This is a genomic window from Micromonospora sp. NPDC049107 (assembly GCF_040648595.1).
In the GTDB taxonomy this organism is placed as follows: Bacteria; Actinomycetota; Actinomycetes; order Mycobacteriales; family Micromonosporaceae; genus Micromonospora.
In genome coordinates, this window is the sequence record NZ_JBEZEC010000003.1 from 186,276 (window position 1) to 198,502 (window position 12,227).

Consider the following 12,227-nt stretch of genomic DNA (forward strand, 5'->3'; position numbering starts at 1 on the left):
CGCCGGTGTCGATCGGTCAGGATCTGCTCAGGTGCTCGGCCAACGTCTCGCTGATTCGGCGTAACTGGTCGACCTGGGCGGGGCTCAGCGCGTCGAAGAGGTGCCGGCGTACGCCGTCGACGTGGCCGGGCGCAGCGGCGGCGAGGGTGGCGAAACCGTCGTCGGTGAGCACCGCGATCTGCCCGCGCCGGTCGGTGGGGCAGTCCTCGCGGCGCACCCAGCCGGCCTCCTCCAGGCGGGCCACCGCGTGCGAGAGGCGGCTGCGCGACGACCCGGCCGCCTCGGCCAGCTCGCTCATCCGCAGTTGCCGACCGGGCGCCTCGGAGAGCCGGACCAGGATCTCGTAGTAGGCGTGCGGCATTCCGGCATCGCGTTGCAGCTCACGGTCGAGCGTGTCCATCAACGCTCGGGAGGAGGCGAGGAACGCCCGCCAGGTGCGCTGCTCGTCGGGGTTAAGCCAGCGGGTCATGACGGCCATCATACTCCCGATGGTTGAACGCTCAACCAAACGGCGCTAGAGTGGGGTCATGGGTATCCACCGGCTCAACCACGCGGTTCTCTACGTCAGTGACCTCGCCCGCAGCGTCGCCTTCTACCGCGACGTGCTGGGCTTCACCCCGGTCGCGATGACCCCGGACGGTTTCCGGGGCGCGACGTTCCTCCAGGCTCCCGACTCCACCAACGACCACGACCTCGGCCTGTTCGAGATCGGCGCGGGCGCCGGGCGCTCGACCGCCGGCCGGGCCACCGTCGGGCTCTACCACCTGGCGTGGGAGGTCGACACCCTCGACGAACTGGCCGCCACCGCCGAGCGGCTCGCCGCCGCCGGGGCGCTGGCCGGCACGTCCGACCACGGCACCACCAAGAGCCTCTACGGGCAGGACCCGGACGGGCTGGAGTTCGAGGTGGTCTGGCTGGTCCCGGCCGACCTGCTCGACGACGCCACGTTGGCCGCCCGCAAGCAGATCGGCCGGCTCGACCTGGCCGCCGAGCGGCAGCGCTACGGCGGGCAGACGCGCGGCGGCGTGGGGATCTCCGTCCCGGCCTGAACGGCCATGGGGTAGAACGGACCGGTGCCAACCAACCGGACCGCCGACGTCCTCCGCGAACTCCTGGTCCGCCACCTGGCGACCTGGTTGCCCGTCGCCCTGCACCGCTCCCGCCGCGTGACCGTCGCGCTGGCCTGGGCCGGCGCCGACGGCGGTGGCGCGGAGGCGGCGCTACGGGCGGTCGTCGGTCACGCCACGCAGGTACGCGGCCGGCAGGTGACCATTTTGGCGCTGGCCGACGAGGCCAGCGACCTGCCGGCCCGGCTCGGACCGGTCGAGGCGGAGTTGCCTCCCGAGGTGACCGTGCACCTGCTGCCCGGCGGCCCCGCCCGGCTTCCGGTGGCGCTGAAGGCGGCCGCTGCGGCCGGGGCGCCGCTGTTCTGCTTCGTCGACCTGTCCGGCCCGGCGCACGCCGAGGTGTTGCGCGCCTGCGCCAACGGCCGCAACGGCGAAGTGCTGCTGCACGCCACCACCAGCGCCCGCCCGGCCCTCGGCCTCGCCGGCTTTCCGCTGGTCGCCGAGGTGGCACCGGTGGTGGAGGCGGACGGGGGAGTGGGCGACGCTTCCGCCGACGGGGACGACGAGGCGGCCGGCGTGATCGCGTTCGGGAGCCGGTCGGACCGGAGCCTGGAGGCGGTCCGCGACGCGCTCTGGACGGTCGGCGCCGGCCTCGGGGTGCGCTACCGCGATCCGGCCGACCCGACGGGCACACCCGTCGACGTGGCCGAAGACCCGGACCGGGAACCGCTGGCCCGGGAGTTGCTGGCCGAACTGCGCCGCAACGGACCGCGCCCGGTCACCGAGCTGCGCCGGCACACCCTCACCGCGACGGTCTACCGCGCCACCGACGCCAACCAGGCCCTCACCACCCTCCTGGTCGAGGGCAAGGTAACCCGAGACCGCGAGTCCGGTCGCCTGGCCGGCGACGAACTCATCACTCCAACCCCCTGAGACCCCCGCGATCTTGCACTTGCTGCGGCGGCACAAGGGACGTTCCCGCGCGGAACGTCGACCGAAAGTGCAAGATCGACGAGATGGAGGGCGCGGGGTCGGGGCGGAGACGCCGAGCGGGGCGCCGGTGAATCACCGGCGCCCCGCTCGACTCCCGGTCGTTACGACCGGGCCTTGTCCTGCTTCCAGGACAGCGGTCCCGGCAGGTCGACGCGGTGTGCCCGGGCCTTCGAGTTCCAGGACCAGCGTCCGATCTTGATGCTCCACGAGGAGAAACCGTTCTCGGTGAAGTTCAGGATCAGCGGACCGATCTTCTTGCGCTTGCGAAACATGAGGCCCATCGGAGCACTCCCCTCGTCAACCGTTCCCTGCCGTGTTGGGATCGAATATTCCCGGACGGGCGAATTCCGAAACCCCCTTGTCGTCCCGGGTGGACCGTGCGCCGCCACGACACGGTAATTCCTATCCACCAGATGGGTGTTGCGCTGCGGTAAACGCTGCTAAAGGCGCTCCGTAACATCGTCAGCGATGCAAGTCTCATCTTGTGGAAGACCGTTGACCGGGCGTTCGCGCCGTCGGCAGCATGGGTTTCATGTTGCCGCGGACTGAGCTTCCCCTCATCGCCCACGCCGCGCCGGCCCCGGTGCCGACGTGACCACCGTGGAGCGTCCGACGACGGACGCGACCGACCTGCGACCGGTGGACCGGGACCTGTTCCGCGCGCTGCTGCGCCGGCAGGCCACCAGCGTCACCGTGGTCACCGCCGTGGCCCGGTCCACCGACCCGGCCTGCCTGGGCGGGATCGGCCAACCGATCCGGGCCGGTTTCACCGCCACCTCGTTCACCTCGGTCTCACTGGAACCGCCGCTCGTCTCGTTCTGCCTCGGCACCGAGTCGTCGAGCTGGCCGGTGCTGGCCCGTGCCGAACACGTCGCGGTCCACCTGCTCGCCGCCGGGCAACTGGAGGCGGCCGCCGTCTTCGCCACCAGCGGCATCGACCGGTTCGCCGCCTATCCGGACTGGACGGCCGGGCCGTTCGGTGTGCCACTGCTGACCGGGGTGCTGGCCCGACTGTTCTGCCGGGTGGTGCACCGCATCCCGGTCGGCGACCACACCCTGGTCATCGCCGAACCGCTCGCCCTGGGCGACGGCGACGACGGTCCGCCGCTGGTGCACCACCGGGGCGGCTACACCACGCCGGCCGGCGGGTGAGCAGGCCCGTCACGGCCGACCCGCTCGTGTTGGATCGGGCTGCCCAGGACCTCTTGTTCCGGGCAGCCCGCACCGCCAACAGGTTCACCGACGAGCCGGTCACCGACGCCCAGGTGGCCGCGATCCACGATCTGATCCGGTACGGGCCGACCGCGTACAACGGCCAGCCGCTGCGGGTGCTGCTGCTGCGCTCGCCGCAGGCCCGAGCCCGGCTGCTGCCGTACGTGTCGTCGAGCAACCGGGCGAAGACGTCCAGCGCGCCGCTGGCGGCGGTGCTCGCCGCCGACGTCGACTTCCACGAGCGGCTGCCCGAGCTGTACCCGCACCGACCGCAGGCCCGGGAGTGGCTGGGTGATCGGACGGCCCGCGCGGAGCAGGCTCGCTTCAGCGCCACCCTCCAGATCGGCTACCTGCTGCTGGGGATACGCGCGGCGGGGCTCGCCGCCGGCCCGATGGCCGGGTTCGACGCGGCCGGGGTGACCCGGGAGTTCTTTCCCGACGGCCGGCACGAGGCGCTGCTGCTGGTGAACGTCGGCCACCCCGGTCCGGACGCCTGGGGCGACCGGCTGCCCCGACTCGACACCGACGAGGTGGTGCGCGCCCTGTGAGGCGTCAGCGTGGCTCCCACGCGTCGGGCAGCGCGGTGAGCTTGCGGACGTGCGCGGGCAGTCGACCACTCACGATCTCGGCGAGGCTCACCTCGTCGACCACCCGCCGCACCGCGGCGCGCACCGCCACCCACAGGCCGGGCAGGTTCTCCGCCGAGCCCTCGTAGCGGGTCTCCTCCGGGCGCAGGCCGCGTACGCCCGCGAGCGGGCCCTCCACCGCGCGCAACACCGCGCCGACGGTCACCTCGCGAGGCGGACGGGCCAGGGTGTAACCGCCCTCCGCGCCGCGTTGGGCGCGGACGATCCCGGCCCGGCGCAGATCCGCCAGGACCGCCTCCAGGAACTTGCGCGGCATGTCCTGCTCCGCCGCGATGGCCTGGGTGGACAGCAGCGAGGGGTACGCGGTCGCGAGGCTCAGCGCCGCACGTACCGCGTAGTCGCCGCGCGCGGAGATCTGCACCCCGTCATCATGCCCGCCCGCTCGGGATACCCGGGCCACCGGGCCGGCCCGAGTTACCGGGCGCGCCGGGTGCGCCGGAGCGGAACCGCCCGCCGTTGGCGCCGGTCGGCTCGACCGGTGGTCGGGGTCGGACGACCCGGCCGCCGGCCGGCTGGTCGCGGGCGGCCCGGAACGCCCCGGGGCTGACCCCGATCTCCCGGGTGAAGAACCGGCCGAAGTTGGTCGGCTCGGAGAAGCCGAGCCCCCGGCCGATCTGCGCGATCGGTTCGTCGCTCGCCGCGAGCAGCCGGGCGGCCTGCAACGCCACCCGCTCGTCGATGACCTGCTTGGCGCTGCGGCCGGTGACGGCCAGGCAGGCCCGGGTCAGGGTACGCACCGAGCAGCCGAGCGCGGCGGCGTAGTCCTCGACCCGCCGGGACACCTGGTAGCCGTGCTCCACCTCCCGGGCGAACCGCTGGAACGTCTCGGCCTCGTTACGCTGCCCGGCCGGGTCCGCGTCGGGCAGCGCCAACCGCAGCAGCAGCACGGCGAGCTGGTGCCGCAGCAGCGCGCGGCCGGCCGGGCCGTCGCCGTGCCGCTGGCAGTCCACCGCCAACTGGCTCACCTCGTTGATCACCGCGTCCTCGTCCTCGCCGGCCAACTGCCGCCAGGTCGGCGCCGCGTCCTCGTCGACGGCCAGGCCGTGCAGGGCGTCGGCGGTCCAGCCGACCACCGACGCGTCGAACTGGGGGCCGGCGCAGCGCAGCACCTGACCGGCGTGGACCCGCAGCAGCGTGCCGGGTCGGCACGGCAGGAGGTGGAAATCCAGCTCGGCGTCGCCGTGGCCGCGGGTGGTGAGGATCAGCAGCTCCTGTTCGACGAACACCGGCCGCCGCCAGCCGGGGTCACCGGCCAGGTCGGCCAGCGCGAACGTGGAGATCTCGTCGGGTACGGGTGATGCCGTTCCGATCGATGGCGCGGGGGAGGGATCGGTGGAGACCATCGCCTGCGACGGTAGCCCGAACCGCAGGTCACCGCATCCCGACCGGGGTACGCGGCGACGTCGTGGCTTGTCGTGGTCCCCACGGCCGGGCTACGTTACCCGGCGGTAGCGCCGTCCGGTCCCGGTCCGCCCGGCGCCCCACCGGCCGCTCGCCGGACGACGCAAGACGCCGACTCGCGATGGGATTCCTATGACGGAGCTGTTCTCGGTCGAAGACAAGACGGTCCTGGTCACCGGCGGGTCCCGGGGAATCGGGCTGATGATCGCCCAGGGCTTCGTCCGCGCCGGCGCCCGCGTGATCATCTCGTCCCGCAAGGCGGACGTCTGCGAGCAGGTCGCCAAAGAACTCTCCGCCGAGGGTCGGTGCGAGGCCATTCCCGCCGACCTGAGCGCCGACGACGGCGCGCAGGCCCTCGCCGCCGCCGTCCGCGAGCGCGTCGACCGCCTCGACGTGCTGGTCAACAACGCCGGCGCCACCTGGGGCGCGCCGCTGGAGAGCTACCCGGAGGCCGCGTTCGACAAGCTCTGGGCGGTCAACGTCAAGGCCGTCTTCCGGCTCACCACCGCGCTGCTGCCGGCGCTGCGCGCCGCCGCCAGCGCCGACGACCCGGCCCGCGTGATCAACATCGGGTCCATCGACGGCATCCGGGTGCCGTTCATGGAGGTGTACGCCTACTCGGCCACCAAGGCCGCCGTGCACATGCTCACCCGCAGCCTCGCCCACCAGCTCGCCGGCGAGCAGATCACCGTCAACGCGATCGCGCCCGGCCCGTTCGAGAGCAAGATGATGGCGTTCGCCCTCGACGACCCGGCCAGCCGCTCCGCCATCGAGCAGCAGGTGCCGCTGGGCCGCATCGGCCGCCCCGAGGACATGGCCGGCACCGCCATCTACCTGTCGTCGCGGGCCGGCGCGTACCTGACCGGCGCGGTCATCCCCGTCGACGGCGGCATCACCACGCACGGCTGAGCACGGGCCAACCCGGGTCCGGCTGTGGTCGTACCCCCTGGGGGTGGGTGTGCCGGGGCCGCGCGGACTCGGCAGATCCGCGCGGCCCCGGTGTTGCTCGTGCGTCAGCGGCCGGCGAGCAGCCGGTTCACCGCAGTGTCGACGTCCAGGTGCTCGGCCTCACGACCGCGCGGGACGACCACGTACGTGCGTCGAAGGAATCGCACCAGGACGCTGCGCGGCACCTCGAAGAGGGCGTTGCCATCCGGTGACGAGAGGGCCAGCGCGACGAAGTCGCCGCGCGGTGTGGCCCAGGGCCAGACCCGCACATCCCCGATGCCGGCCGGCTCGTCCAGGCCGGTGACCAGCAGTTCGCGAGCGAACGACCAGCTCACCGCCTCCCCACCGGCCGATTCGGCGTGGAACAGGACATGGACCGCATACGGGTCAGCAGGGTCGTAACGCAGACTGGCACGCACCGGCAAGGCGGTGGCGTCAGGCGCGACGAGCCTTAGCGACGTCTCGACCTCTACGGTCGTCGGTCGGATGACACTCATGGACGTTCTCCCCCCGGCACCGCTGCGGAACGCGCGTGTCCCGCTTTTCCCATACTCAGGTGCTACTCCTGGCTACGCTCCGCCATACGCTGACTTCACCCAGTGGTGGGAAGGGGGACGGAAGCGCCTCGTGAATGTGAACATTCATGTAGGATTTCCGGTTCTGCCCAGTGCGTGATGCCGCCCGGCGTCGGGTGGCTCAGTCGTCGACTTACTCCGGTAACGTCCAGTCGGCCGTTGCAGTGACGGGCCCGAGCGACACTGGGGGGTGAAATGGTCACGAACCGATCCTCAGTGGATCCGGTGACCGCGCCGGGCCCGCCGAACGTCGCGGTCCGAGCAGCCGAAAAGCGGGGGTACGACGTGCCGATGGAGCAGCCCGAGCGACCCGGACGGTCGACGCCCGAGCCGGGCCGCCCCGGTGGCGTCCTCGTCGTCGGCGAGCCGCCGCGCCGCCCGCACTGGCGACAGCGGATCTCCACCACGCTCGACCTGATCCGGGCCAACCCCACCGGCCGGATCGCCCTCAAGATCTTCATCGCGATCGCCGGCGCACTGGTGGTCACCATCGGCATTGCCCTCATCCCGCTGCCCGGCCCCGGTTGGCTGCTGGTCATCGCCGGCCTCGGCATCTGGGCCGTCGAATTCCACTGGGCCCGCCGACTGCTCGGCTTCACCCGCCGACACGTTCACGGCTGGACACGCTGGGTGAGACGGCAGTCACTGCCGCTGCGCTTCGTCCTCGGCGCCGTCGGCCTGGTCTTCGTCGCGGCGGTGGTCTGGCTCTCCCTCAAGCTCAGCCTCGGCATCGACGTGGTGGCCGAGGCGAGGCAGTACCTCGCGGCGCGCTGACCCCGGATTTTTGGTCTGGTTCCACGATCGGGTAGAGTCAACGGCGCTGAGGGCGATTAGCTCAGTGGGAGAGCGCTTCGTTCACACCGAAGAGGTCGCTGGTTCGATACCAGCATCGCCCACTCTCAGTTTCTGCAGGTCAGAAGCCGGTTGGACACAGTCCAGCCGGCTTTTCGCTGTCCCGTAGCAGAGATCATGAGTCACCCATGAGTCGGTCACGACTAATTGCGGGCCGCCGTTGGAGGGAAAACGAAGCGTCCGCCCAGTTAAGCGTTGCTGTCCGAGCACGTCGCCTGGTCACCTGGTTGAATCCGGCTGTCCTCGCTCAAGGCGTGGTGGCTCCGGATGACCACGCCCGCAAGTTGGAGAGGGTGGCAGCCCGTTCGAGCCGGGCCGAGTCCGGGGAGCCCCGGCGATGTCGGGGCTCCCAAGCCCTGCGCATCGATAGCGCCGACAGCAAGGCTGACAGCAACCGGCCAGGACGAGGGCAGCGGCCGGCTGCCGAGCGCGGAGAGCCGCCCGAGGCCGCAGTTAAGCGGCCACCCACAGTGGGGGGTACCCCGGTGCCCTGAATACCGCAGGCAACCTCAGGCTGCCACTGCTGCGGTACGGTCGGACATGGCGGCCCCGCTGGTGTAGAGGCCGGCGGTGCCGCCGCCCAGTCCTCTACCTGGGAGCGGCCATGACCGAGCCAACGTCATTCGGTGCCCGCCTACGCGCCCACCGCGAACGAGCGGGCAAAACGCGCGTTGTCCTCGGTGGCCTGGTCGGTCGAAGCGCCGACTGGGTCAAGGCGTTGGAGTCCGGGCGGCTGCTCACGCCGCGCCTGCCCATGCTGCTGCGCCTGGCCGAGGTCCTCGACGTCTCGGACCTGGCCGAGCTGACCGGCGACCAGTCCCTGCCGGTCGCGTCGGTGACCCGGGCCGGGCACCCGGGGGTCGACAACGTCGCCGCCGCCATGCAGCGCACCACGGTGCCTGCCGGGGAGCCGACGCCCGTAGGCGTCCTGCGCGGTCTGGTCAACCAGGCGTGGACGCTGTGGCACCAGTCCAGCACCGAACGGACCGCCGTGGCCGTGGTGTTGCCCGGCCTGCTCGACGACGCCCGCCGCTCGGTCAGACGACTCGAAGGCACCGACCGGCGGGCGGCGCTGGCCGAGCTGGCACGCGTCTACCACCTGGCGCAGTTGTACGTCGCTCACCAGCCTTACCCAGAACTGGTGTGGCTGGCCGCTGACCGCGCCATGGGCGCCGCGCAGGACGCCGACGACCCGAACGCGATCGCTGCGGCGGCGTGGTACTACGCGCACGTCTACCGGTCGGCGAACCAAGTCGACGCGGCCGAGCTGGTGCTCGTCGATGCCGAGCGGTTCGTTGACAGGGAAGCGGGAGCAGAGCCGTACGCGCGCTGGGCCCAGCTTCAACTGGGGCGCGCGCTCGGTCACGCGAAGGCCGGCCGCGCCGGGCAGGCGTGGCGCGCGTGGGACGCCGCTGATGCCGCCGCTGGCCGCCTTGGAGCCGGCTACGCCCACCCGTGGCTCATGTTTGGTCCGGCCGCCTGCGCTGCGTACGCGGTGACGTTGGAGACGGACCTGTGCCACGTGGGGGAGGCTGTTCGGCGAGCCGACTCGACGAACTACAGCGCGCTTCCCTCGCGTACCCGCCGCGCTGGTCACCTGATCGACGCGGCCCGCGCGCACCTGCTGCGCCGCGAGGAAGTAGCCGCTGTGCACCTGCTCGGCCGCGCGCTACGCGAAAGCGTCGACACGGTCCGGCACAACCCGTATTCGCGGAGCGCCGCATTCGAGCTGTCCTCGCGTCCCGGGACTGTCGGAGAGGACGCGCGCGAGCTGGCACTCGCCATCGGCGTCGAGGGGTAACCGTGCCAGGGGGACGGTCTGTCCCCATCGCGTTGCGTGGTCGTACATAGCGTCCCTGGTTACTAAGTCGGGCGCGGATCAACTGCAGCGTCGTCGCGAAGATCGTCGCGCCCCTGACCTGGGGAGGCGACACCGTGCACATCGTCCAGAGGCTGCGGCGGCTGCTCACGCCCGCCGCGCCGCCCGTTCCGCCCGGCACCGGCCAGCGCATCCAGGCCGTCGAGCAGGAAGCGGCCAAGCGGCAACTCCTGGCCAGCGCCCGGACCGTGACGCAGGCGCACCGCCGCGCCAGCCGCCCCGACGGGACGGTCCGGTGAGCGGCCGGCAGATGCCCGAGCCCGGCGCGCGGGTGTCGGTGCGGCCCAGCCAGTGGCAACCCAGCCCCGGCATCGAGGGCCAGACGCACCACACCATCGTCATCGTCAAGGTCCACGAGTCCCACGACCCGCGGTTCGCGTGGGTGTACGGCCACGGCCCGGACTGCAGCTGGTCCACGGCCGACTGCGCCGTCCCATGGTGCTTCGAGGTGTTGGTCAGCGTCGACGTCCTGGCCGCCGCCGTTGCAGGGCAGCGACCGTGACCACGTACCCATGCTGGCAGATGGCCTCGGGGACCAGTCGGCGGTCGCGGTCCCTGGCGGCGGCGCTGCTCATAGGTCGCGCATGACCACGCACGGCCCGGTGCTGCCGATCTGGAGTTGCGGCGGCTGCGCTGCGCCCTGGCCCTGCCGCACACGGCAGCGCGAGCTGCGCGCCGAGTTCGACGGCGCTCCGATCTCCCTGGCAATCTACCTCGGTGCCCAGCTGGTGCGGGCCTCCCAGGACCTGAGCTGGGTGCCGGCGGGTGCGCTGCACAGACGCTTCCTCGGCTGGCTGCGGTGAGCAGCCTGCGGCCCGGCGACGGGAAGTTCCACCACAGCGACGGCTCGCACAAGTGGATCCCACCGGACCCGGACTACGACCTGTCCTGCCGGCGGCAGGACTGCCGTGCGTGCCTTGACAGGAAGGTGGAGCAGCAGGACAGTCGACATATTCATAGACGTTCAACTATCTGCGGCGAGGTGTGCCATGCGGAAGTCGCTGACTGCTGTGGCCACCATCGCCGTTGCCATGGTCGCGACGATGGCCGCGATCTCACACGCCAGTGCGGCGAACGCGGCGGCCGGGTGTCGGGTGAACTACGTCGTCACCAGCCAGTGGACCGGTGGCTTCCACGCCGACATCGCGGTCACCAACTTGGGTGACCCAGTCAATGGGTGGACGCTGCGGTTCGCGTTCCCTGCAGTCGACCAGCGGCTCACGCAAACCTGGAGCGCCACCTGGGCCCAGGCGGGCCAGCAGGTCAGCGCGACCAATCTGAGCTGGAACGCGACCCTGGGCACCAATGGCTCCGCGAACATCGGTTTCGTTGGCGCCTGGTCGGGCAGCAACCCCATACCGGAGTCGTTCACGCTCAACGGCGTCACGTGCACCGGCGGCGTCCTGCCCAGCATGACGCCGACCCGGACGACCCCACCGCCGGTCGCTGACTACCCAGCGATCGTCACCTGGCTCAGCCCGACCGCCGGCGCGGTGTACACCACACCGGGAACCGTCCCGCTGGCGGCGACCGCGACCGTGGGAGGCGGACACGGCATCACCTCGGTGTCGTTCCGGGTGGACGGCGTCACGGTGGCCCAGGGGGTGAGGACGACCGGTGACCGGTACGAGGCGCTGTGGACACCACCGATCGGGGAGCCCGGCACCAGCACCACCTTCGTGCTGTACGTCTCGGCCGGCACCGACCAGTCGCTGTCTGGCGCTGCGCCGCCGATGCTGGTCACGGTCGTGACGCCGCCGTCCACCGGCACCAACCACCCGCCGGCGGTGGCGATGAGCACCCCCGGCGGGCAGACCTACTTCCTCGAGCCGACGACCGTCACGCTGGTCGCCGACGTCGCCGACACCGATCCCGGGGACCTCGTCAGCCGGGTGGAGCTCTACCTCGGCGCAACCCGGCTGGCCGTGACGCCGACCAACAGCGGACAGCGCTACCAGTTCCAGACGGCCCTGGCGGCCGGCACGTCGTCCACCTTCACCGTGCGGGTCCACGATTCCCACGGCGGCCTCGGCATCTCAAACCCGCTGACCTTCACCATCCGTTAGCGCCTCGGCCCTCCGTCAAGGGCTGACCAAGGTTCAACGGCACCGATCGGCGGCCAGTGGCACCCACCCCTGCCTGCGTCCTGACCTACCGCCGCTGCGATCGGTGTCAGCCGGCGTTGCCGGTCGCGTACACGTCGTCCTCATCGGACGCTAACCCGAGCGACTGATCACTGCCGGCTGTGGGGTACGTGAATGTGGCTTCGGAATATCCGTTGCCAACCACGGGCAGCGCGCCTACCTTGAATGAGCAAGGTCAAACCGATCCACCAGAGGAGTTCCCCGTGTCGCAGTACGCCTACACCGAAACCACGCGGCTCATGCCGCGCGGCGGTGTCGTGCTGCTCCCGATCGGGCGGGCTCACGATCTGTGCGCGAGTGAGCAGAACTGGAAGCCGGGGTGGCGGCGCGAATAGCGTCAGCGCAAGCGCGAAGCCGCCCACCCCGACCGGGACAGGGCGGCTTTTTCGTTACCGGAACAACTTCATAGGGGCGTAGCTCAACTGGTAGAGCACCGGTCTCCAAAACCGAAGGTCGCAGGTTCGAGTCCTGTCGCCCCTGCTTCCGTCCCGGCTTCGGTCGGTGGCGTT

At 71.4% G+C, this 12,227-nt stretch carries 17 protein-coding genes and 2 tRNA genes; 14 read left to right on the forward strand and 5 right to left on the reverse strand.

Translation table 11 applies throughout. The annotated features are described in order from the left end of the window. Positions 1 to 16: 16 nt before the first annotated feature. A complete protein-coding gene (locus AB0B55_RS09065) occupies positions 17 to 478 on the reverse strand; it encodes a MarR family transcriptional regulator (RefSeq protein WP_357123413.1) in 462 nt (153 codons plus the stop codon). Between the two features lie 49 nt (positions 479 to 527). Here AB0B55_RS09065 and AB0B55_RS09070 point away from each other — a divergent pair, with 49 nt between their 5' ends. Both AB0B55_RS09070 and AB0B55_RS09075 read left to right on the forward strand, forming a co-directional pair. Then, positions 528 to 1,049, forward strand: coding sequence for a VOC family protein (locus AB0B55_RS09070; RefSeq protein WP_357171358.1), 522 nt, complete (start codon positions 528 to 530; stop codon positions 1,047 to 1,049). Positions 1,050 to 1,073: 24 nt separating this feature from the next. After that, complete coding sequence (locus AB0B55_RS09075) at positions 1,074 to 2,000, forward strand: hypothetical protein (protein WP_357171360.1); 927 nt, start codon at positions 1,074 to 1,076, stop codon at positions 1,998 to 2,000. Positions 2,001 to 2,161: 161 nt separating this feature from the next. Here AB0B55_RS09075 and AB0B55_RS09080 read toward each other — a convergent pair whose 3' ends face one another. Further along, positions 2,162 to 2,341 (reverse strand): DUF4236 domain-containing protein, encoded by a 180-nt coding sequence (locus tag AB0B55_RS09080; RefSeq protein ID WP_355051826.1) that lies wholly within the window; start codon positions 2,339 to 2,341, stop codon positions 2,162 to 2,164. 310 nt (positions 2,342 to 2,651) lie between these two features. Between AB0B55_RS09080 and AB0B55_RS09085 the strand changes: the two genes are divergently transcribed. Further along, on the forward strand, positions 2,652 to 3,212 hold the full coding sequence (locus AB0B55_RS09085; RefSeq protein ID WP_357171362.1) for a flavin reductase family protein: 561 nt from the start codon (positions 2,652 to 2,654) through the stop codon (positions 3,210 to 3,212). Further along, complete coding sequence (locus tag AB0B55_RS09090; protein WP_357171364.1) at positions 3,209 to 3,820, forward strand: malonic semialdehyde reductase; 612 nt, start codon at positions 3,209 to 3,211, stop codon at positions 3,818 to 3,820. The genes AB0B55_RS09085 and AB0B55_RS09090 overlap by 4 nt, the downstream gene beginning before the upstream one ends. Before the next feature lie 4 nt (positions 3,821 to 3,824). Here AB0B55_RS09090 and AB0B55_RS09095 read toward each other — a convergent pair whose 3' ends face one another. Further along, on the reverse strand, positions 3,825 to 4,280 hold the full coding sequence (locus tag AB0B55_RS09095) for an Rrf2 family transcriptional regulator (protein ID WP_030333674.1): 456 nt from the start codon (positions 4,278 to 4,280) through the stop codon (positions 3,825 to 3,827). A gap of 7 nt (positions 4,281 to 4,287) precedes the next feature. Further along, on the reverse strand, positions 4,288 to 5,262 hold the full coding sequence (locus AB0B55_RS09100) for a helix-turn-helix domain-containing protein (protein ID WP_357171366.1): 975 nt from the start codon (positions 5,260 to 5,262) through the stop codon (positions 4,288 to 4,290). 190 nt (positions 5,263 to 5,452) lie between these two features. Between AB0B55_RS09100 and AB0B55_RS09105 the strand changes: the two genes are divergently transcribed. Then, positions 5,453 to 6,229 (forward strand): glucose 1-dehydrogenase, encoded by a 777-nt coding sequence (locus tag AB0B55_RS09105; RefSeq protein ID WP_357171368.1) that lies wholly within the window; start codon positions 5,453 to 5,455, stop codon positions 6,227 to 6,229. Between the two features lie 104 nt (positions 6,230 to 6,333). On the opposite strand, the gene AB0B55_RS09110 is transcribed toward AB0B55_RS09105, so the two are convergent. Continuing rightward, positions 6,334 to 6,765 carry an SsgA family sporulation/cell division regulator gene (locus tag AB0B55_RS09110; protein ID WP_007457244.1) on the reverse strand — a complete coding sequence of 144 codons (432 nt, stop codon included), beginning with the start codon at positions 6,763 to 6,765 and terminating at the stop codon, positions 6,334 to 6,336. Positions 6,766 to 7,038: 273 nt separating this feature from the next. On the opposite strand from AB0B55_RS09110, the gene AB0B55_RS09115 reads away from it, so the two are divergent. From AB0B55_RS09115 to AB0B55_RS09155, 9 genes are all read left to right on the forward strand, one after another. Beyond that, complete coding sequence (locus tag AB0B55_RS09115) at positions 7,039 to 7,617, forward strand: TIGR02611 family protein (protein ID WP_357123129.1); 579 nt, start codon at positions 7,039 to 7,041, stop codon at positions 7,615 to 7,617. Between the two features lie 50 nt (positions 7,618 to 7,667). Next, positions 7,668 to 7,739 (forward strand) — tRNA-Val (locus AB0B55_RS09120). Between the two features lie 560 nt (positions 7,740 to 8,299). Then, entirely contained in the window at positions 8,300 to 9,496 is a 1,197-nt protein-coding gene (locus AB0B55_RS09125; RefSeq protein ID WP_357171370.1) for a helix-turn-helix transcriptional regulator, read from the forward strand. Between the two features lie 134 nt (positions 9,497 to 9,630). After that, positions 9,631 to 9,813, forward strand: coding sequence for a hypothetical protein (locus tag AB0B55_RS09130; RefSeq protein ID WP_357171372.1), 183 nt, complete (start codon positions 9,631 to 9,633; stop codon positions 9,811 to 9,813). Continuing rightward, positions 9,810 to 10,076: a hypothetical protein gene (locus AB0B55_RS09135; protein ID WP_357171374.1), complete on the forward strand. Its 267-nt coding sequence runs from the start codon at positions 9,810 to 9,812 to the stop codon at positions 10,074 to 10,076. Before AB0B55_RS09130 ends, AB0B55_RS09135 begins: the two co-directional genes overlap by 4 nt. A gap of 82 nt (positions 10,077 to 10,158) precedes the next feature. Continuing rightward, positions 10,159 to 10,377: a hypothetical protein gene (locus tag AB0B55_RS09140; RefSeq protein WP_357171376.1), complete on the forward strand. Its 219-nt coding sequence runs from the start codon at positions 10,159 to 10,161 to the stop codon at positions 10,375 to 10,377. 186 nt (positions 10,378 to 10,563) lie between these two features. Beyond that, a complete protein-coding gene (locus tag AB0B55_RS09145; protein WP_357171378.1) occupies positions 10,564 to 11,640 on the forward strand; it encodes a cellulose binding domain-containing protein in 1,077 nt (358 codons plus the stop codon). A 281-nt stretch (positions 11,641 to 11,921) separates the two neighbouring features. Then, positions 11,922 to 12,053, forward strand: coding sequence for a hypothetical protein (locus AB0B55_RS09150; protein ID WP_357123148.1), 132 nt, complete (start codon positions 11,922 to 11,924; stop codon positions 12,051 to 12,053). Between the two features lie 72 nt (positions 12,054 to 12,125). After that, positions 12,126 to 12,198 (forward strand) — tRNA-Trp (locus tag AB0B55_RS09155). Positions 12,199 to 12,227 lie beyond the last annotated feature (29 nt).